Source organism: Pricia mediterranea (assembly GCF_032248455.1).
Taxonomy (GTDB): Bacteria; Bacteroidota; Bacteroidia; order Flavobacteriales; family Flavobacteriaceae; genus Pricia; species Pricia mediterranea.
This window is the reverse complement of record NZ_JAVTTP010000001.1, coordinates 1244068-1265276: the sequence shown is the minus strand read 5'-3', so window position 1 is coordinate 1265276 and position 21209 is coordinate 1244068. Positions and strand designations below refer to the sequence as shown.

Genomic DNA, 21209 nt, shown 5'->3' with positions numbered 1-21209 from the left:
TCCCTATTTTTAGAAATCCAAACCAGATACACCGAATCGCTTGAAGATCGTATCACAGATAAAACAGCCCGTTGAGCGGGAAATGGAGCTTTTCGAAACGAAGTTCCGGGAGTCCATGTCTTCGCAAGTGGCCCTGCTGAACCGGATTACCTATTACATCGTAAACCGCAAGGGCAAGCAGATGCGTCCCATGTTCGTGTTTTTGACCGCCAAGTTGTTGAACGACGGAGCCGTTAACGAGCGTACCTATCGGGGGGCATCGGTCATCGAACTGATACACACCGCCACCTTGGTGCACGATGATGTGGTCGATGAAAGCAATAAACGTCGCGGTTTCTTTTCCATCAACGCGCTTTGGAAGAATAAAATTGCGGTCTTGGTGGGGGATTATCTTTTGTCAAAAGGATTGTTATTATCCATCGACAATGAAGATTTCGATCTCTTGCGGATTATTTCCGTGGCCGTACGTGAAATGAGCGAGGGCGAACTACTGCAAATCGAAAAGACGCGACGGTTGGACATTACCGAGGAAGTGTATTACGATATCATCCGCCAAAAAACGGCCACTTTGATCGCTGCGTGTTGCAGCCTCGGTGCCTGTTCGGTAAAACCGGATGCTCCCGATGTCGAGACGTTTCGCAAGTTCGGAGAGCTCTGCGGGATGGCCTTTCAGATCAAGGACGACCTCTTCGATTACGGTGCAAAAAAAATCGGAAAGCCTACGGGCATCGATATCAAGGAACAGAAAATGACCCTTCCCTTGATCCATGTGCTGAACCATTGTTCCGCATCCGAGAAAAGGTGGCTGATCAATTCCGTCAAAAACCACAACAAAGATAAGAAGCGGGTAAAACAGGTCATTGCCTTTGTAAAGGATAATGGCGGTCTGGAGTACGCGGTCAATAGGATGTTGGAGTTCAAGGAAGAGGCGCTGGATTTACTGTCCACCTATCCGCCATCGGAATATAAAAGTGCCTTGGAACTGATGGTCAATTATGTGGTGGATCGTAAGAAATAGGATACGGGATTGCCACTCGTAGTGGTCCCATCATCGCTTTGAACTCTGCGATTTACAAAGTGGCATTCTTGACCTTCCAAGCTTCCCCTAGCATCACATAGCAGGTATCTAATCCCTTTATCCGGTGCGGGGAAGATTGGTCCAAACCACAATTTGCCTCTTGTCGATATCACGATTTTAAATTATTTCGCACTTCGGGCAACCTTATCGTCATTGCCTGCGTCTTAGTAAATAGAAGGCAACTCAACAACTTTGAAAATTATACCTTTTTACAAGAACGAAAAGCAGCTGATCAAAAGATCGGCCTCCGGTAACCGGGAAGCGCAGCGGCGGTTGTATGATATGTATGCTCCAAAAATGCTTGGGGTTTGCAGAGGGTATATCAAGGATTTACAGTTTGCCGAAGACGTCATGGTAACGGGATTTGTGAAGGTGTTCAAACATTTGGGAACGTTTCGGCACGAAGGTAGTTTCGAAGGATGGGTACGGCGGATCATGGTTCGGGAAAGCATCTCGTTTTTACGCAAGAACCAGTTTATAGTGTATGATGAGATTGTCTTAAAAGAGGCGTATCCACAGACGGCGGCGGACAGCTCCGGATGGGATTTGGATGCTCTTCAGTCCCTCATCGATGCCTTGCCCGATGGGTACCGCACCGTGTTCGTGCTTCACGCGATCGAGGGGTACAAACATCAGGAGATCGCCGAAATGTTGGATATCTCCGAAAACACCTCGAAATCGCAGCTGTCCAAGGCGAAAAGGCTATTGCGGGAGCAGCTAAAACAAAATAATATCATAGGATATGGAACCGAATAAGTTTGAACAACAGCTGAAAGAACGCTTGCGAAGTCGCGAAATAAAACCCTCCGAAGAAGCCTGGGGCAGGATATCCGACCAATTGGAAGTATCGCAAACCCGAACTTCACCTCGGTTTTGGAAGTATGGCATCGCGGCCGGACTTATTGGAATTCTGTTTCTATCCGTATTGTTCTTTACTAATGAAGAGCCATTATCCGTTCCGAACACTGAGATAACCGAAATAAAAAAGGATGCCGCACCCGCAAGGTCCGAAACGGAGTCGAACCAAGGAGAAGAAGCTGATTCGGACGGAGCTACGGAAGACAATGCCATCATAGCGACCGAGGTTCGGCAGGAAAAAATCATCACAAATAGTACGAAGCCCCATATGGATAGACCTGCAGAAAGGTCCATAGTAGATTTGAACGGACCAGAAGATCGACATGAGAAGGTGGTCCTGCCCTCAAATACATCCGAAGCACTTATTTCGAACAAGGTAAACGAAGTGGTCGACCAGATCGAATTGCTGGAAAACAAAAAGAACGGTGTGACCGAGGCTGAAATCGATTCCCTGTTAAGGGCAGCGCAAAGGCAGCTATTGAAAGAGCGCCTATTCAACAATGGAAATTCCGTCGATGCCAGGGCGCTCCTGGCCGATGTAGAAGACGAACTGGACCAGTCGTTCCGAGATCAGATTTTTGATGCCTTGAAAGAGGGGTACCTAAAGGTCAGAACCGGCGTTGCCGACCGCAATAAGTAAACCATATTTAAATCTCAGCGTGTTCCCTGCCCAATCGGCATCGGGCAGGGAGGGGTTTGTCCATCAATCAATCAATATCAATCGTTCATTAGGACCGCACCAAATACCTGCGGACCCATAAAAAGGAAAAGTCATGAGAACTGTTATCAAATGCCTATGTATAATATCCATTTTATTGCTGTCACAGTACCTAGCAGGACAAGACGATGAAACCCTAAAGTACAAGGTAGAACAATTGGAACGAAAAAAGGAGGCCGTGACCGAGGTCGAGCGTGAGGCCTTAAAGAACGAGGTAGAAATCATCAATAAGCGTCAGGATAAGGGAGAGATTTCCAAAGAAAAAGCAGCGCAACTGAAAACGGCCGCCGCTGAAAAACGGGCCAAAAATATTGATAATAAAGTAGCTATATTGGAGAATACGATCGCCCTGTTGAAACGCCAGGGGGCGGTGGACCTAAATACTGACACTAGTTTTATTGATATCGGATTTGGTGCCGATGATGGGGACGGGGATGTGCTTTTCGGAGTGAAATACAATTCGGGAAAGCAGAAAAAGGTGCAGTATGATCGACGTACCTACGGGGGGCCGATTGTAGCATTCGGACTCAACAATGCCGTTATCGACGGACAATCACTCGATGATTCGCCCTATAAGATCGGGGGCAGCCGCTTTTTTGAAATAGGATGGGCCTGGAATAGGAGAATACTCAAAAACTCCAATGCCTTGCGTTTACATTATGGCGCCTCGTTGCAGTTCAATGGGCTAAAACCCGAAAGCAACCGATACTTCGTGCTCAATGACGGGCAGCCCGAACTGGAGGAATTTGAATTTGAATTGAAGAAATCAAAGTTGCGGATGGATAATTTGGTCTTTCCGGTACACCTTGAATTCGGTCCTTCGGAATTCAAGCAAAACGATGATAGTATCCGCTACTCGATCCGTAATCAGTTCCGCTTCGGTATTGGAGGCTATGGCGGCTTTAATCTGGGCACTCGACAGAAACTGAAATATGAAATGGACGGGGACAAAGTGAAGGAAAAACTGAAACGGGATTACAATACGGGCAACCTGATTTACGGGCTTAGCGCCTACGCTGGTTTCGATAGTGTGCTATTGTATCTAAAATACGACCTGAATCCCATCTTCAATGACGCTAAGGTCGAACAGCACAATGTATCTTTAGGGTTGAGGTTCGACCTTCAATAATGCCTCTTGTTTTGTCGGCTTTGCATCATAAGGGCACATTATCCATCGCTACGACAGATTAACGAAAAATCTACAAGAGGTATCCTGTCGTAATAAACGACACTTTGTCCACGGGTTCCCAGAAAACCCCGCAAAGAGTTCCTTCTTTTGGGGTCAGGGCTGATGGGCCTCAAGGGCCTTCTGCATCGGCTCCGTAAACTCCTGTTCATAATAGACCCGTTTACAATGCGAACATTCCGCAACCGTGTTCGAGGATATCCGGAACAGCTTGATCCAGAAAAGATGGAACCAGTTGCTCGTTCTCGACACGGACAACGTACCCGTTTGTTCGCAATAGGGGCACGTGATGCCGTGAAGTTGACTGATTTCCGTTTTACCGGGACGGGTGCCGAAGAAAAGGATCATTACACTATAGTTTGAAAAAAGGTTTACAATCGTTGCTATTGGGCCCTGGGCTGAAATATCTGCATCTGGGTATTTATTCAGAAGTTGTTTTTCAAAATACTAACCTTGTAGAAAGGTACTATTTTGATGGAAATCTCGAAAACATTATTCAGAATACCAATCGCTTCCCTCTGTTAAACTAATCCCAAACCGAATCATTGGCTTTAAAAACTTTTGGGTTAGACTTTCTCAATACGCGTTTTCTTCCCCTTTAAATGCATTTCCGATGGTTTGATACACAATCCTCAAGTCCAGTGCCAAGCTCCATTTTTCGATATAAAAGATATCCAATCTAACCCTATTCAATATGTCGGCCTTTTTGGTGATTTCCCCTCGATACCCCCTTATTTGGGCAAGCCCTGTAATACCGGGCTTTACAAAATGTCGCACCAAATATTTGTCCACTGTAGTTTGATAATCCCATGTATGTAACTCCATATGGGGTCTGGGGCCAACCACGCTCATATCGCCCATAAAGACATTATAAAATTGTGGAAGTTCGTCTATACTGGTCCTTCTTAATAATTTACCAATGCGCGTGGTGCGGCTATCGTTTTTTGAAGCCATTCTTTTGTGAGAGTCTCCGTTGGCGTGCATCGATCGAAATTTGTAGCACCAAAAAACATTTCGCTTTAAGCCGTGACGTTTTTGCTTGAAGAAGAGGTTACCGGGAGACTCCAATTTAATCAATATGAATAATAGGGGGGTAAGCCAGGAAAGAATAAAGATTAGTACCAACGAAGAGAAAATGATATCAAAAGTTCGCTTAGCTATACGTGAGTACTCGGTATCCAGAGGTACTTTTCGAAGGCGTAGTACCGGAATACTGTCATATAGCTCAATGGACATGGTCCGGGAAATAATTTCCTTATTATCGGGAATAATATTTATCTTTATAAGATTGTTGTCTGCGAAGTTGACCAGATTCTTCAGCTCCTTATGGTTGAATTTTGAGGCGAAGCAGTAAATCTCATCCACTTTATGGTCAAGAGTAAATCGAAAACAATCTATGATTTTCCCTAGGTGGCTAGAGCTTTTTGATAGATTGTCGTCAAAGTAGCCCAGGTACCTATATCCCAGTTCAGGTTCGTCGAATACTCTTTGTATTTTTGTCAAATTTGGATCATCACCCATTACGATAACATTTACTGAATTGCCGCCAACCGTACGATAATTGCGTCTTGCCCAATAAAAAAGTATGCGGTATAAAATTAAAAAGGCACAAATCAATAAATAGACGAAAAGCTGGTATTCGAAGGATTTATAAATTTTACCGATTACCCCGAATAGCGCGAAATAGGCCAAGCCGTAGGTCAAATAAAGTCGAAGCGTTTGATTTAGATTGGTAGTAAATCGCTCTTTTCGGCTGGTTGGATAATAGCCCATGCCATAGGTAATAAGAAGCCAGGTAACATTGTAATATAAAATATGATAAACGCTATTGTAGGTGTCGGGGGTAAGCAAAGACAAAGTGACGTTAATAATACCTAAGTGTATTACTACGGAAATGGGAATTATTAGGTCGGAATTTTTAAATCTTGTCATCCTTACAATTACAACAATGTCGGTCTGTTGACCACTATTGTTTATTGGCTTGTTCCGATAGCAACAATTAGGTGATTTATAGCACACCAATCTGGTAAGTGGTTAGTTCTGCGAAAAACATCAACTAATAAAGTAAGACTTAACCTATAAAAATTATGGGTTTAGTTAAATGCTGTAGGATTTGAGGATTATCGTGGGCATATATAATTAACACTCGGGCCAAATATATGTATTCGAGTGCTAAGCATACAACATTTTTATTGAAATTTTATTTGGTAATCGCCAGTCTTACAACCGGATACGTACTATAAACCTACTTGCTCTGTCGGAAAACACCACAAGTGCGCTACGAATCAATTAAACCAGAAAAATATACCTATTTTGTACCTGATTTATTTTACTTTGCGTAACAAAAGGCAAAGACCTTATTAAAATAAAATCTGTGATATAAATTATTTGAGTTTATTTTTTGACTTGAGAATTTATCATTGTTATGATCTTTGGTATTCAAAACAGCCGCTTTTTATGATAACGAAGTACTCCAAACTATTCGACACATTCTACAGTTGGTTGTTTACTTTTTCTGGATTTAAACTCGTGGTAGTTCTCACTGCGCCGTTCTTTCTCACTTCGTGCGTCAACATAAAAAAAGCGACTTATTTTAACGAGGTAGGCGAAGCGGAGTTCGAGGGGCAAGTTGAGAGTCTGGAGCCAGTTTTACAGAAAAATGATATTTTGAGTATTTCGGTGAGCAGCTTAAACCCTGATGCTGCTGAAATTTTTAATGTTTCTAACCTTATCGCTACTCAAAGTTCGTCATCGGAAGGGAAGACCACCCAGGCCTCTGGCTATCTCATCGACCAAGAAGGGTTTATACGTTTCCCTATTTTAGGCAGGCTCAAGGCGGCTGGATTGACCAAAAAGGAGCTTCGGGAGAAGATTACCCAAGAATTGACCAGCCAAAAGCTTTTATTGGAGCCCATCGTCGATGTTCGTTATCTAAATTATAAGGTATCTGTATTGGGAGAGGTGCGAAACCCATCCGTTCTGACCATCCCTAATGAAAAGGTTACCCTTCTCGAAGCACTCGGTCTGGCAGGCGATCTTACTATTTACGCGAAACGCGATAATGTGCTGTTGATTCGTGAAAAAGAAGGGGTGAAACACACACACCGCATCGATCTCACCACTGACGAGCTTTTAACTTCGCCTTATTACTACTTGCAATCCAACGATATTGTTTACGTTCAGCCCAACAAATCAAAGGTGGCCAGCACTTCGAGAGCGGTGCAATGGCTACCGGTGATTATTAGTGCGCTTTCGTTCGGTATCATTGCGATTGATCGTTTATAAAATATTGTAGAAACCACCATGTCCTACACCAAAAAATCAACAAAAAATGAAGACCTATTCACTAGTTTGGTCGACTTGTTTTTCCCGTTCTGGCCGCTTCTAGCTATTTTGCTGTTAGCAAGCTTTGCCCTGGCCTGGGGATACAAAAAATATCGGACGCCCACATATGGGATTTCAGCCACATTGATTATCAAAGACGAAAACAAAGGAGTTGACGATTCTAAAATGGTAGAATCGATGAACCCCTTCGATTCTAAAAAGATTGTGGAAAATGAGATCAAAGTACTCCAATCTCCAGATTTGATGAAAAAGGTAGTGGATACATTGAATCTGTACGCCCCTGTATATGAGAAGACTACATTCTTTGGCCTAAGCATTAAGTCCGTATCGGCCTATTCTTCGTCACCCATTCTAGTACAGATTGAAAGACCGGAAAAAATAGTTGTTCCCGAAGACGGACCTGCCAAACATTATTTTAACTACGATAGCTCAAAAAAAACCCTTACCGTCGATGGAAAGGCCTACCCCATCGATCGATGGGTTCACAGTCCTTTTGGAGAAGTACGCTTTATTGAGAATAGCCACAAAGTACGGCCGGCCGATAGTGATCTGTATTTTGAGTTGGTCAATCCACGCAGCGTAACGGAAGCAATGCTACAATCGTTCGAAGTAATACCCCCGGAAAAACTTTCAACCGTAGTCAACCTTTTTTACGAAGATGCCGTGCCTAGCAGGGGGGAGGATGTTTTAAATGGGTTGATTAAAGCTTATAACCAAAAGGATATTCAAGAACGAAATAGGCTGGCGGCAAACACCATGAAATTTATTGAAGACCGTATTAAAAATGTGGAGGGTGAACTCAATGTCTTAGAGGGCGAGATAGAGAAGTACCGCTCCGACAGGGGCGCTGTTGACCTCAGCGAACAGGGTCGGCTGTACTTGCAGGATGCGGGAGAGACCGATCAGAAAATTGCCGATATCAACCTCCAGCTATCTATTCTCGAAAAAGTGGAGAATTACATACAATCCAAAGATACCGAGGGTAGCCTTGTACCTTCCACCTTGGGCATTGACGATTCCGTGTTAACGCAACTGCTGCAGAAACTCTATGATGCCGAAATCAGATATGAGAGGCTAAAGAGTACGACTGGGGCCAATAACCCTTTATTGTCATCGCTGCGGGACGAAATCAATAAAATACGCCCCAGTATTCTAGAAAACGTACAGAGCCAGAAGACCAACTTACAGGCAAGTCTTTCTAATCTAAGCTCAACTTCCGGTAGGTATAGCTCCGCTTTGAAAACCATCCCGGAACAAGAACGGAAACTGCTGGAGATTAGCCGACGCAAGGCCGTAAAAAACGACCTTTTCGCCTTTTTGCTACAAAAAAGGGAAGAGATGGCACTTTCTTATGTACCAGGCAACAGCGATAATAATGTGGTTACTAAGGCCCAAGCTTCCTTGAAGCCTATAAGTCCCAAAGGCTTTGAGATTTATGGTATCGCGTTTTTCCTCGCAGTAGGCGTTTGGGTGGGGTATGTGGTCATCAAGGAGATGATGAACAATAAAATCCTTTTCCGCTCGGAGATCGAAGAGAATACGGATCTGCCCGTAATCGGAGAACTTTCCTATGTGGAAAATGATAGACAGCTTTCTTTCAAAAAGCCCGAAGATCAAGTCTTGATTGAGCAGCTCCGCCAATTGGATGCCAATTTGGGACTGTACCACAGGACATTTAAGAAAAAGAAAATTCTGGTCACCTCAACCCTTACCGGTGAGGGTAAGAGTTTCGTGAGTCAAAACCTCGCTTACAGCCTTGCCCGCAGCGGTAAAAATGTGGTTTTGGTCGATATGGATTTTAGAAAACCGAATACATCCGAAACCTATGGCCTCTTAAAAAACGATGGTATTGTGCAGTTTTTAGGGGAAACGGCACAATTTGAAGACATTGTCACACCGACCGAATTGGACGAAAACCTGTTTGTGACCCCCGCTGGTACTCAGGGCGGTGACCATACCGAATTGCTGCTGAATGGAAGGTTAGAACTTCTTTTCGGGGAGCTGTCGGAGCGCTTTGATTATATCATAATGGACTCCGCCCCCATCAGCCTTGTTTCGGAGGGCAACCTGTTCGCTCAGTTTAGTGATATTACCCTATTTGTCGTACGCCACGCCATCACGCCCAAAAGGGTTGTGCAGCGCTTAGGTCAAAAGCAGACCGATAAATCATTAGAACACGCGGCCATTGTTTTCAATGGCTTAAAAAAGAGGGGGTTTGTCAAAGAGACCAGTGGGTATGGGTATGGATATGGATATAAATTTGATTCAAGTTATTATACGGCACATAAATAGTCTCTTGAATTACTTAGGTCACTTTGAATAAAGAAGTAGAGAAATAATCTGTTGGACAAAAAGAAATGTTAGGCGACAACTTGATCATTATTTTACCTGTTTTAACATTTGTTATTTTTATAGTAGCCTTTTTTAGACGATGTTCTGTGGAACAGTATCTGTTATTTATATTATACTTCTTACCATTAATGGCGTTGAAAGTTGTAAAAGAGGATTGGGGAGGATTTAAAATTTTTGATGTAATAACTTTTTTCAGTCTTGTATTTCTTTTCAGACGGTTTGTTACGATTAGTAATCTAAAGCGTTTCAATTTTTATTTTACCCTTTTTCTTGCTCTAATAAGCATAATTTTTGTGGGAATGTTGGTCTCTGACTATCCTGAAAATGCTTTACTAAAATTAATAAAAATCCTACCTATCTTTATATTCGGTCGTTTTCTAATTACTGAATGCTTAATTAATTCTACATTTCATTTAAAAGTGATCAATGCAATAAAATTTAGTTTTATTGTTTCGTTAATTTTCTTGTCCATACAAATAGTTGTCGGACTAAATTTTACATGGTACCCTAATCTTAACCCTAATATTGCTTTTTCAGCAGAAGATTTTATTCGATATCCCGGCATTTTTCATGATCCGCAATTACATGGCCAATATCTGGCAATGGGAAGCATTATATTTCTTACCTCTCTCAAAGAGATGAAAAGAAAAGCTATAATAATACAATATTTTGTTTTTGTGTCAGGGATATTTGCTCTTACTTTAACTGCTAGCCGCGCGGCATTGGCAGGATTGTTCGTTGGTTTATTTGTAATCTTTATTTTGGTTGGTAGAAGATACCTCGCATATATAATTGCTCTTTTTATCTTCGGATACTTTTCCTACAACATAATTTTGGAAAATTCACCTGTTTTACAGAGAACAGAAGATTTGGATTCAGACTTCGAATACCGTCAATCCATTTGGATAGATGCTTTCGAAATAGCAAAAGCCCACCCGTTTTTGGGCATTGGTTGGGGTAATTATCAAAATTATATTATGCGGCATAAGCCAGATCAATATCATATAATTGAAGATGAAATTCTTTATTTCGATCAACCCGAAAATGGTTATTTGAAAGTTTTGGTGGAGGTTGGTTTTGTGGGATTCGCTCTTTTTTTAACTTTCATAATCCTGCCACTGTCCAGGGGTTTTTACTTTTTTGTTAGAAATCCTTCTGAAAACAGGTTAGCCTTCTTAATTGGTTCTTTGGTGTGTTGGGTTGTTGCATTTACCTCGGTGTATTCCCTTTTTGACGACAGGATTCTAATTGTTGTTGTAACCATTATATGCTTGCTTATTTCATATTCTGAGAAACAAAATCGGAAGAATGAAGATATATAGGGTCTTGAAGACAAAAATATCCCAGTCGCAAATTATACAAAATAGTGCGTGGGGAATTGGCGCCAATATCCTTCAAACCATTTTTGTTGGCTTGTTTTTTGTTATTCTGGCGCGCCAATATAATAGTGCCGATTTTGCATTTTTTTTGATTGCTTCCACAGTCTATCAAATACTAGTTGCATTCTCATCCATGGGATTAGGACAATGGTTTATAAGAGAATTCGATGTGGAAATAGATAAGGCAGGCTTCACAGGGAAGTTCATAAAAATTCAAACTGGTTTAGGTTTGATTTTTTATCTGATAAATATTGTCCTAGCACTTATTCTATATCCTGATGCTCATATTAGATGGTTATGTATCATACTCGGCTCAAACATTATCTTTGATAATATCATTTACTGTATTAAGAACCTTAACATAGCCGAATTTAAGCAAAAAAAGACCTTTAGTGTTTTGGTTTTGGACGCATTTTTTCGCTTGATGTTGGGATGCCTGTTGTTAATCTACCCCTTTTCTATAACAACTCTTTGTATCCTTTTAATATCTGTCCGGTTTTTAACCCTTAATTTATTTATTAAAGTAGGTTCATCCAATACTCTAAATTTAAAATATGTATTTCATTCTACTATAGCTTGGGAGGATGTTAAGAGGCAAATTTTATTAAACTGGCAATTTGTAGTTATTGGCAGTGTAGCAATCATATATTGGCGCATTTCAAATATTATTATAGCCAAAACACTCACCCTGCAGGATGTAGCAGATTATGAAATTTCATTCAAAATACTTTCAATTGGAATGATTTTGCCTACAATTGTGGCAGCCACTGTCTACACTCAATTTGTTAAATATTACAACTCTGGCGATAAAGATGCACAAAAGCTGTTCTATAAAAAATTATTTTTCGTTTATAGCATTTATTCGGTGATGTCTTATTCATTTATTTATTCTTTTGCCGATATACTTCTTCCTTATGTTTTTGGAGAACAATATGTAGGTGCCATACTAAGCTTGAAAGAGATGTTCCTGACCATGCTTATTTTTCCTACTGTTTTACTTCAAGCCAACCTTATAGTAGCAATGAAACATGAAAAAGTCGATATGCTATTAAACATTTTTAGTTTTTTGATTTATTTGGCCGGCTGTTTCATAGGCTTATCATATTTTAAATCCCTTACAGTTATTAATTATTCCATATTTGTCTCTTTTATAATCTTCCATATATCCCAGAATATATTTCTTGCTAAAAGAGGGATAACCAATTTCAAAAATAGCCTCATTGTTTATATTCTGTTGTTGGTTTTTGCTTTAGGTTATAATTATATAGCAGACCACTATAATCCAATTTTCGTATTTATGCTTTTTACTTTGATGTTATCATTAAGTTTGGTTTTTACTTTTTTATATATCAAGAAAGGAAATGGCTTTGATAAGTCTAAATGGATTAATAAAAATTATAATTGAAGAGTAGAGCTGTTTATTATAGGCGCAGATATAGCAAACGGCTGCTAAAGTCGCAGAAATACATCAATGCAGATAAAGCCGTGGCTAAAAAAATATTTAGCTTGACCCAAGCATTATGCTATTTATTTATAATAAGCATTATGGCTGGGAGGAGCTGGCCAATTCATACCGGAGCGTATAAATATAAAAATTATAAATAGTTTGAAAAACATAATAGTTACGGGGGGTTGCGGGTTTTTAGGCTCAAATGTTGTCAAGAAATTAAATGCTAAAGGGCAAAATAATATCATAATAATTGATAATTATGATGAGCGTAAATTCAAAAACTTGACATCCCTCAACTTCGTAGATTATATTTCTTATAAGCAAGGTATTACCTCTCTTAAGACTGTATTGGAGCATTATGAAATCTCTGCTATTCTACATATTGGAGCTAACGCGGATGTCTTGGAAAAGGATGCCGACATTATGATGACGGCCAATTATGAACATAGTAAGATGTATCTGGATATAGCTCAGGATCGGGATATCCCCTTGATTTATGCTTCAAGTTCCGCGGTATATGGTAATGCCCCCAAAACAGAGAAAGATCAGAATTCCGAAAACCCCCATAATATTTATGCCTGGTCCAAGTGGCTTTTTGACAAACATGTAAGCGCCAATCTATCCTCTTTTGAAAATAAGGTGATAGGGTTGAGGCTTTTCAATATTTTTGGATTGGGAGAGTTCCATAAAGATGAAAATGCCAGTTTGCCTTTGCGGTTTTTCACCTTTGTTCGGCAAAATGGTTTTATTGACGTCTTTAACCGCGATATTGCACGGGATTATGTTTGGGTAGAAGATGTTGCCGAAGTGATTCTAACTATATTGGAAGATAAAAGTATCGTAAATGGTATTTATGACTTGGGGGGTGATAACCCTGTATCACACTTGGAAGTTGCAGATATTGTTGCCAGTGCTTTTGTGGCAAAAGGAATAAAGCCTAATAAGGAGACCCTGATAAAAAAAATACCGTTGCCCAAAGAACTGGAGCATAGTTTTCAATTTTTTACAAAGGCCGAAAAATTGTTACCGCTAATAGCAAAGCAAACCCATGGAAATAAGGAAAAAATTAATTTATATATTAACGAACTTTTAAAAATGCATTATGACCTTAATTAGATCTAAAGCCCCATTGCGTCTGGGTCTTGCGGGTGGGGGAACAGACGTGAGCCCCTATAGTGACACTTACGGAGGCTGTGTACTCAGCGCTACAATTGATTTATTTTCGTATTGTACCCTACAGCGAACCGAAACTGGAATGATTAAAATGGTGGCCCTGGACCTGAAAAAGGAAATAGAATTCGAAGTTTCAGCAGAACTTGAAATCAATGGGGAACTTGATCTCCATAAAGGGGTCTATAACCGGATTATAAAGGACTTTAATATTGCCCCATTTGCCTTTACCATAAAAACCTATAGTGATGCACCTGCTGGCTCTGGGCTGGGATCTTCTTCTACGATGGTCGTGTGTATCCTGCAAGCCTTTATAGAATTACTCAACCTACCTTTGGGTGAGTATGACGTTGCACAACTTGCCTATTCCATAGAGCGAGAAGATCTTGTATTGAGCGGCGGCAAGCAGGATCAATATGCAGCAACATTTGGGGGATTTAATTTTATAGAGTTTAATGCAGATAACCGTGTAATTGTTAACCCACTTCGTATCAAGAAAGCACACATTGAGGAATTGGAAACATCTATGCTATTATATTACACTGGTGTTTCCCGGTCATCTTCCAAAATTATCGAAGATCAGAAATCCAGCTTAAAAAGTTCAAATGTAAACCGCTTGAGGGCCATGCACCAGATTAAAAACGATGCCTACCTTATCAAGGAATTTTTATTAAAAGGTGAAATAGCAAATCTAACTATGATTATGCAGGATGCGTGGGAGGCCAAAAAAAAGACCTCATCTTTAATAAGCAATGATCATATAGACGCAATTTATAATAAAGCTCTGGGTGCTGGTGCTGTAAGTGGAAAAATTTCTGGTGCAGGAGGAGGCGGTTTTATGATGCTTTTTGTAGATCCCATGCGTCGGCTGGAGGTTAAGGAAGCCCTGGCCGAATTTGGGGGCGAGTTTGTGAATTTCCATTTTTTTAATGACAGTGTTTCCAGTTGGAAGATTGAAAAAGACGTGAGGAGCGCACATATTCTAGGATTATGAAAATTTATTTTTTATCATCATCTGCGTTTAGTGATAATCAAATGAGCATTCTCAAGTATCTTGGTAAATATCATGAGATTACTTACGCTGTTATTATACCTTACAAAAATTCTAACTATACCAAAAAGGAATTAGCAGAGTATTGTAAAGAGAATAATATTCATTTTATCCCATTTGAACTAAACCACCGTTTTAGGGACCCCAGGTTGCTTATAACCTATTTTTCGATAGTTAGGCATATACGTAACTCAAATACAGATTTGATTTATTTTGCTAATTTTGGTCAACTTTACCTCAATACCTTAATAGGGTTATTAAATCCTTCCAGAACGATAATTGCATTGCATGATGTAAAAACTCATAGCAATTCATCTTTTGGTCGTCTAACTGACTTAAGCAATAGCATATTAATCGAGAAATTCTGGAATTTTCAAACTTTTTCAAAAATTCAAAAAAAACTGTTGCATAAAAGAATTCCGCATAAAACTGTTTATACTATCTCCCTGCCCCTAATCGATTTTGGTGCACTTCCAGATAAAAAGGAATCCAATAATGAAGTAAATTTCCTTTTTTTCGGAAATATTATAGCCTACAAAGGATTGGATATATTGCTTAAAGCCTTTAAGAACATTGAAGATAACCATAAGAATGCGCGGCTTGTAATTGCTGGTCGCTGTGATGATTGGGAGGAAACTTATGTGCCTATTATAAATGGTTCAGATCAAGTCATATCAAACATCCGGTTTATCGCTAATGAAGAGATCCCCTTCTTTTTTGAAATGGCAGATTATGTGGTTCTTCCCTATAGGGATACCACGCAAAGTGGTCCATTGATGATTTCATACAACTATAATAAACCGGTATTAGTGAGCAATGCAGAGGGTTTTATTGAGTTCACCGAAGAAGGCGTTACGGGATATAGTTATGACCTTTCGTCGCAGGCAGATTTGGAGCAGGTTCTGAAAAATTGTATGGAAATGTCAGCACGGGAATATAAAAAACTTAGGGGAAGACTGGCAAATTACACGCAAGCTAATTATTCCACTATTGCTCTTGTAAACAAATACAATACAATGTTTGCCGAAGTTTTGGCAGCAAAATCACATTAATTTTTAAAAAGATAGATAGTGGAAAGTTTTATCTTATCCAAGATATCAGAAAGCATAGCGGTTAAAAGTCGACTTGCAAAAGACAGGGACTTGCTTGAAATTATAAAAAAGGCCGCATGGCAGATAATCCATGTATTTCAAAGTGGAGGTAAAGTCCTATTTTGTGGAAACGGTGGAAGTGCAGCAGATGCACAGCATCTGGCAGCTGAATTTTCCGGAAGGTTTTATTTTGACCGTGATCCGTTGTTTGCTGAAGCATTGCATGTAAACTCCTCTTACATTACAGCGGTTGCAAATGATTATTCGTATGATGAGGTTTATGCAAGATTGGTTAAGGCAAAAGGAGCTAAAGGGGATATACTAATAGGTATTTCAACTTCTGGTAACTCAAAAAATATTATTCGGGCTTTTCAAGAGTGTAAAAAATCAGAGGTTAGCACTATCGCCTTGACGGGTAGCACTGGGGGACAGATGAAGGCGGAAACCGATTTATTGATCAATGTACCATCAACTGATACTCCCAGGATTCAGGAAACGCACATTCTAATCGGCCACATTATCTGCGAGATCGTAGAACGCGAACTTTTTAAAGAAAAAGAGTATGACAGATGAAGCAATAGTCCTTGCAGGAGGTCTGGGCACACGTCTGCGAGCGGTTGTCAAAGATGTGCCCAAGCCGATGGCAGAAGTTAACGGCCAGCCTTTTCTGGATTACATCCTTGATTATCTGATAAAGAATAAGATTACAAAAGTAGTCCTGGCGGTAGGTTATAAACATGAGATTATACAAAACTATTTGTCACAGAACAAAAAATTTTCTGACTTACAAATTTCTTATAGTATTGAGAATCAACCCCTGGGAACTGGTGGCGCCATAAGTCAAGCCATTACCAAAGTTGATGGTTCTTATACCTTTATCGTAAATGGAGATACCTTTTTTAATATCCCCTTAAACCAATTGGAAATCTTTGCCCACAAAAAAAATGCTGAAATTGCCATAGCATTGAAAGAATTACCTTTTTCTAACAGATATGGGCGAGTAGCATGCTCCTCAAATGATCGCATTTTGTCTTTTTCAGAAAATAAGCATGATCAAGAAGAAAGCTGTCTTATTAATGGCGGCACGTATTTTATTAATAAAAACCTTTTTGAACCGTTTGAATTACCACAAAAATTTTCTCTGGAAAATGATTTTTTCAAACCGTATTTAAAAATTACTCAAGCGTATGGGAAGTGTTTTGAAGATTTTTTTATAGATATAGGCATTCCAGAAGACTACAATTTGGCTCAAAAAATATTTAAAAATGGCAGCAATAAATAAAAAATACGATACGCTTTTTTTAGATCGTGATGGGGTGCTGAACAAAAAGATTGATGACGGCTATGTATTAAAAGAAGAAGATATTGAGATTTTACTTGGAATTTCAGAATTTTTAAAATTTATCCGATCGCAATTTTCACAGATTCTGGTGGTAACGAATCAGCGCTGTATAGGCCTGGGGCTAATAGATTATAATGAAGTCATAAAGCTAAATCAGAGCATTGACAAAAAAACCGGATCTTTTATTGATTATTTTTACGTATGCCCACACTTGAACGAGGACAATTGTGTGTGTAGAAAGCCCAAAACAGGCCTTTTTTTTTATGCCTTAGAAGACTATCCTATCGATTTTCAGAATTCTTGGATGATAGGGGATTCAGTTACAGATATCATTCCGGCAAAGGAACTGGGCCTCCGGACAATTTTAATTTCATCTGGAAGTAACCCTATTGCTGATATTCATATCGAATCTACGAAAGATCTATTGGGTCTTCCAGAATGGGAATAATTTGTTAGGAAAAAAAAGGTAATGGGATCCCAAAAAAGGAAATTATTAATAATTGGTCCATATCCTCCGCCTTTTGGCGGTGTAAGTGTTCATATCAAAAGATTAATAACACTTCTTAGCGCTAACTTTGAAATTATCAAAATTGATGAGTCCCCTCACCTAAAACCCACACTTTTTAATTTAAGGTCCTTTAATTTTTTAACCTATTTTAAATTGGTGTCAAAATCTAATATCATCCATATTCACAGTGGGCATTATTTGTTACGTTTATTACATTTCTGCACGGCAAAGATTTTGAACAAGAAAATGATAATTACTGTGCACGCATACGAAGAAAAAGGTAAAACTTTTATTGAAAAATATATCGACCTATTTATATTTAAGCAAACTGGTCTTGTGATATTGGTGAGTGAGGAGATTTCTCAAAAGTTTAATTTGAAGAACTTTTTAATAAAAAACGCATTTCTTCCTCCCAACCTACAAGAGGAGGAGCCACTACAATTAACAATAAACAATTGGCTACAGGATAAAAAAGATAAAGGTTATTTTATATGTTGTTCAAATGCTTCAAGACTAGATATATGTAATAATGAGGATTTATACGGATTGGACATATGCATAGAAGCGGCTAAATTATGCAAGGAAAAAAATATAAAAATTGCCTTTGTATTTATAGTAAGTGATACCACGGGAAGATTAAGTGTCAAATTATATGAAGATCTGATTCAAAAATATAACTTGGGCAACCTTTTTTTTCTACATAAATTTTCTATTTCATTTATAAGCTTAGTAAAACAAGCGGATATAATTCTTCGTGCTACCAATACTGATGGTGATGCACTAACGGTTAGGGAGGGGCTATTTTTGGGAAAGATAGTAATTGCTTCAGATGTTGTGAAGAGGCCAGCTGGTACTTATATTTTTAAGAATAGAGATTTAAATTCTCTTATGAAAGTTATAAATGAAGTGGATAGTGATTTAAAAAATAATTCTGGAATTTTGACCACAGCCACGGATTTGCCTCAGTTTAATGCAAGCAACTATAAAGATTTTTATTTGAATTATGTTTATAATTAAAATCATTGGGATGGACCTTAATTAAAGATTCCTTCTTGAATATTTCTCAAAACCAAAGGTTTAAAAATTATGACCCAATCTTTGCAATTATTTGAAAAACATTTATCCTCGGTGAACCTGGAAACTCCTGATCCATATGATATATGGAATACCCAACTGGGACAAAATATAAAAAAGGTTTTCTATAAAAACAAAATATTAGGCGTATTGCCTTCTGCAGGTCTAACTATATTCGATTTTTACATATATAACAATATAAGATATGGCTATGATAAAAGACCATATCCCATTGCCCATGCCTATAAAGCTTTAATTGGGACGGAATTATTCAGAAAAACACAGATAACTCAATATTTATCGTTTGCCCGCGATTCAATAAGTTGGCTTGCAAATAATTATAGTCATGGCTTTAGTGGTTACTGTTGGGGTCTTAATATGCCGTGGGTTTCTAAAATTGCAGTTTATGATGAAAATATTCCCCATGTTACACATACCCCTTATGTATTAGAGGCTTTTATAGATTTTCAAAAGTTAACATCAGATAATAAATATGATAATATTATTGTTAGTGTTTTTAATTTTTTGGATGGCGATTTGCACAAGATGATAGATAAGAATTCAGTACTGGCATTATCTTATTCGCCAAGACCAGAGAAGCGAATTGTCATCAACGCAAATTCTTATGCCATGCTGAGTTATGCTTTATTAATAGATAAGAGTCCTTTAGGGCGTAAGTATAGCGAAGATAAAGTAAAACGTCTTTATCAATTTCTAGTAAATCACCAAAATTCTGATGGAAGTTGGTATTATTATTCCGATAAGACTCCTGGTAACTTTATAGATTGTTTTCACACTTGCTTTGTTTTAAAAAATATTTTTAAGGTTAATGAAATAGTGCCATTATCCAATAGTGAGAAAATTATTTCTCATGGTTACCAATTTTTAAAAAATCATTTATGGGATTCAAAAAGAAATTTATTTAAACGTTTTAGTGTAACGGATAGGTTATCTCCGGTTAAATATGACTTATATGACAATGCAGAAATGCTGAATCTTGCTATCCTTTTAAAGGATGACATGTTAATAGAAAAATTATTAGCATCTATAAAATTAAACTTTGTAGCAGGTGATGATATTTACTCCCATATTGTCTACCCAAATTTAAAAGTTAATAAAAACACCTTAAGATGGGCTACTTTACCCTATCTATATGCACTTTCAAAAAAAATAAAATATTATTAAATAACGAAGCAATAAATAGTGCTAAGAGTTTTTGAAGGAAATTATATGCTTGATTAATAAGGCAAGTTCCATAAATTGGAGATATATTCCCCATTACTAGTGATGCGTTAACTTTTTAATTTTTTGTTTTATCGCAACGTTTATAGGACATTCAAGACGTTCTTTGATTTTTTGATTTGAAATGAGTTTTAGCTTAGCAGTCTAAAGCAGACTGTAATGAATTCTGGAAAATATATTTTCGCCCAAGTCCTACAATATGTGAACAGGTATGAGTTCGGGAAATGTGTCAGGCGATACAATGGCGATTACAGAACCCGTGATTTCAATTGTTGGAACCAGTTCGCCCAATTGTTCTTTGGTCAATTGACCGCCCTTAATTCTCTCAGGGATATCTCTACTTGCCTTAAAGCGCACAAGAACAAGTTATACCATTTGGGAACGGGCGGTCACGTCAATCAGTCTTCCCTATCACGTGCAAATGAGAACAGGGACTGGAGGATATTCGCGGACTTCGGCCAATACTTGATCGGTTAGGTACGCCCTTTTTAGGCGGGCACCTCCATACCCAATATCAAGTTGGACAATGAAGTGTTCGCGTGGGACTCGACTACGAATTCCCTTAGTTTGGTGCTTTTCCAATGGGCGCCGGGGAAATAGTCCAGAGGAGCCATAAAAATCCATACACTGCTCGACCTGCGCGACAACATACCTTCCTTTGTGCTGATTACGGACGGGAAATATCACAATAGCAATGTGCTGGATGTACTGGTGCCGGTATTCGGTGCAATCTACCTTACGGACAAGGCCTATAATGACTTCGAGGCACTTTCCGACATAAATCTTGCCGGCGCTTTCTTCGTGTCAAGGGCAAAGTCCAATATGGGTTATACCGTCATTTACCAGAATTACAACATAAACACGAAAACAGGCCTGAGAAGCGACAAGACCATCTTGCTCAATGGGCACAGGTCTAAAAAGTTATATCCCGAACCACTTAGATTGGTTGAATACCAAGACATAAAAAAAGAGATCACTCTTTATTTCTTGACCAACAACCATGAAGTCTCGGCCCTTGAAATACCAAGGCTTTACAGAAACAGGTGACAAATAGAGGTGTTCTTCAAGTGGAAAACAGAACCTGACCATAAAAAGGCTATGGGGACATTCCGAAAATGTAGTCGACATACACGTATGAACCGCAATCTGCACACACTTGATAATAGCGAACATCAAACACTCCCTGCGCAGTAGTTTGTCAATTTACGAGATACTGCAAATACTAAGCTTATCAGCCATGGACAAAATATTCATAAAAGAACTGCTTGCAGAAAAAAACTCAAATCAAAATTTCAAAGAACAAATGAATTTACTTGACTATTAAATATTAACGCATCAGTACTAATTCCCAATCATTAAACAAAA

20 protein-coding genes are annotated in these 21209 nt (G+C 38.9%); 18 read left to right on the top strand and 2 right to left on the bottom strand.

Annotation, left to right across the window (positions count from 1 at the left end; all coding sequences use genetic code 11):
* Positions 1 to 40: 40 nt before the first annotated feature.
* The 4 genes from RQM65_RS05400 to RQM65_RS05385 all read left to right on the top strand — a co-directional run bounded on the left by RQM65_RS05400 (position 41) and on the right by RQM65_RS05385 (position 3783).
* Complete coding sequence (locus RQM65_RS05400; protein WP_314013228.1) at positions 41 to 1018, top strand: polyprenyl synthetase family protein; 978 nt, start codon at positions 41 to 43, stop codon at positions 1016 to 1018.
* A 252-nt stretch (positions 1019 to 1270) separates the two neighbouring features.
* Positions 1271 to 1834: an RNA polymerase sigma factor gene (locus RQM65_RS05395; protein WP_314013226.1), complete on the top strand. Its 564-nt coding sequence runs from the start codon at positions 1271 to 1273 to the stop codon at positions 1832 to 1834.
* On the top strand, positions 1821 to 2576 hold the full coding sequence (locus RQM65_RS05390) for a hypothetical protein (protein WP_314013225.1): 756 nt from the start codon (positions 1821 to 1823) through the stop codon (positions 2574 to 2576). Before RQM65_RS05395 ends, RQM65_RS05390 begins: the two co-directional genes overlap by 14 nt.
* Before the next feature lie 133 nt (positions 2577 to 2709).
* Complete coding sequence (locus tag RQM65_RS05385) at positions 2710 to 3783, top strand: hypothetical protein (protein WP_314013223.1); 1074 nt, start codon at positions 2710 to 2712, stop codon at positions 3781 to 3783.
* Between the two features lie 153 nt (positions 3784 to 3936).
* On the opposite strand, the gene RQM65_RS05380 is transcribed toward RQM65_RS05385, so the two are convergent.
* Positions 3937 to 4188 (bottom strand): zinc-ribbon domain-containing protein, encoded by a 252-nt coding sequence (locus tag RQM65_RS05380; RefSeq protein WP_314013222.1) that lies wholly within the window; start codon positions 4186 to 4188, stop codon positions 3937 to 3939.
* Between the two features lie 228 nt (positions 4189 to 4416).
* The gene (locus RQM65_RS05375) at positions 4417 to 5772 is read right to left on the bottom strand and encodes an undecaprenyl-phosphate glucose phosphotransferase (RefSeq protein ID WP_314013221.1); all 1356 of its coding nucleotides are present in this window, start codon (positions 5770 to 5772) and stop codon (positions 4417 to 4419) included.
* A gap of 525 nt (positions 5773 to 6297) precedes the next feature.
* Between RQM65_RS05375 and RQM65_RS05370 the strand changes: the two genes are divergently transcribed.
* From RQM65_RS05370 to RQM65_RS05305, 14 genes are all read left to right on the top strand, one after another.
* Complete coding sequence (locus RQM65_RS05370; protein ID WP_314013220.1) at positions 6298 to 7125, top strand: polysaccharide biosynthesis/export family protein; 828 nt, start codon at positions 6298 to 6300, stop codon at positions 7123 to 7125.
* Between the two features lie 18 nt (positions 7126 to 7143).
* Positions 7144 to 9477 carry a GumC family protein gene (locus tag RQM65_RS05365; protein ID WP_314013219.1) on the top strand — a complete coding sequence of 778 codons (2334 nt, stop codon included), beginning with the start codon at positions 7144 to 7146 and terminating at the stop codon, positions 9475 to 9477.
* A gap of 146 nt (positions 9478 to 9623) precedes the next feature.
* Complete coding sequence (locus RQM65_RS05360) at positions 9624 to 10859, top strand: O-antigen ligase family protein (RefSeq protein ID WP_314013218.1); 1236 nt, start codon at positions 9624 to 9626, stop codon at positions 10857 to 10859.
* Positions 10846 to 12321 carry a lipopolysaccharide biosynthesis protein gene (locus RQM65_RS05355; RefSeq protein WP_314013217.1) on the top strand — a complete coding sequence of 492 codons (1476 nt, stop codon included), beginning with the start codon at positions 10846 to 10848 and terminating at the stop codon, positions 12319 to 12321. Before RQM65_RS05360 ends, RQM65_RS05355 begins: the two co-directional genes overlap by 14 nt.
* Positions 12322 to 12522: 201 nt before the next feature.
* The gene (locus RQM65_RS05350) at positions 12523 to 13482 is read left to right on the top strand and encodes an NAD-dependent epimerase/dehydratase family protein (protein WP_314013216.1); all 960 of its coding nucleotides are present in this window, start codon (positions 12523 to 12525) and stop codon (positions 13480 to 13482) included.
* Positions 13469 to 14530 (top strand): GHMP family kinase ATP-binding protein, encoded by a 1062-nt coding sequence (locus RQM65_RS05345; RefSeq protein WP_314013215.1) that lies wholly within the window; start codon positions 13469 to 13471, stop codon positions 14528 to 14530. Before RQM65_RS05350 ends, RQM65_RS05345 begins: the two co-directional genes overlap by 14 nt.
* Entirely contained in the window at positions 14527 to 15639 is a 1113-nt protein-coding gene (locus RQM65_RS05340; RefSeq protein WP_314013214.1) for a glycosyltransferase family 4 protein, read from the top strand. The genes RQM65_RS05345 and RQM65_RS05340 overlap by 4 nt, the downstream gene beginning before the upstream one ends.
* Positions 15640 to 15657: 18 nt before the next feature.
* Positions 15658 to 16251 carry a D-sedoheptulose-7-phosphate isomerase gene (locus tag RQM65_RS05335; protein ID WP_314013213.1) on the top strand — a complete coding sequence of 198 codons (594 nt, stop codon included), beginning with the start codon at positions 15658 to 15660 and terminating at the stop codon, positions 16249 to 16251.
* Positions 16241 to 16960 carry a nucleotidyltransferase family protein gene (locus RQM65_RS05330; RefSeq protein WP_314013212.1) on the top strand — a complete coding sequence of 240 codons (720 nt, stop codon included), beginning with the start codon at positions 16241 to 16243 and terminating at the stop codon, positions 16958 to 16960. Before RQM65_RS05335 ends, RQM65_RS05330 begins: the two co-directional genes overlap by 11 nt.
* Positions 16944 to 17468 carry a D-glycero-alpha-D-manno-heptose-1,7-bisphosphate 7-phosphatase gene (locus RQM65_RS05325; RefSeq protein ID WP_314013211.1) on the top strand — a complete coding sequence of 175 codons (525 nt, stop codon included), beginning with the start codon at positions 16944 to 16946 and terminating at the stop codon, positions 17466 to 17468. The genes RQM65_RS05330 and RQM65_RS05325 overlap by 17 nt, the downstream gene beginning before the upstream one ends.
* A gap of 21 nt (positions 17469 to 17489) precedes the next feature.
* Positions 17490 to 18545: a glycosyltransferase family protein gene (locus RQM65_RS05320; protein WP_314013210.1), complete on the top strand. Its 1056-nt coding sequence runs from the start codon at positions 17490 to 17492 to the stop codon at positions 18543 to 18545.
* 111 nt (positions 18546 to 18656) lie between these two features.
* Positions 18657 to 19787 carry a prenyltransferase/squalene oxidase repeat-containing protein gene (locus RQM65_RS05315; RefSeq protein ID WP_314013209.1) on the top strand — a complete coding sequence of 377 codons (1131 nt, stop codon included), beginning with the start codon at positions 18657 to 18659 and terminating at the stop codon, positions 19785 to 19787.
* Between the two features lie 216 nt (positions 19788 to 20003).
* On the top strand, positions 20004 to 20321 hold the full coding sequence (locus RQM65_RS05310) for a DUF4372 domain-containing protein (protein WP_314013208.1): 318 nt from the start codon (positions 20004 to 20006) through the stop codon (positions 20319 to 20321).
* A 183-nt stretch (positions 20322 to 20504) separates the two neighbouring features.
* The gene (locus RQM65_RS05305) at positions 20505 to 20891 is read left to right on the top strand and encodes a transposase (protein ID WP_314013207.1); all 387 of its coding nucleotides are present in this window, start codon (positions 20505 to 20507) and stop codon (positions 20889 to 20891) included.
* The last annotated feature ends 318 nt before the right edge of the window (positions 20892 to 21209 follow it).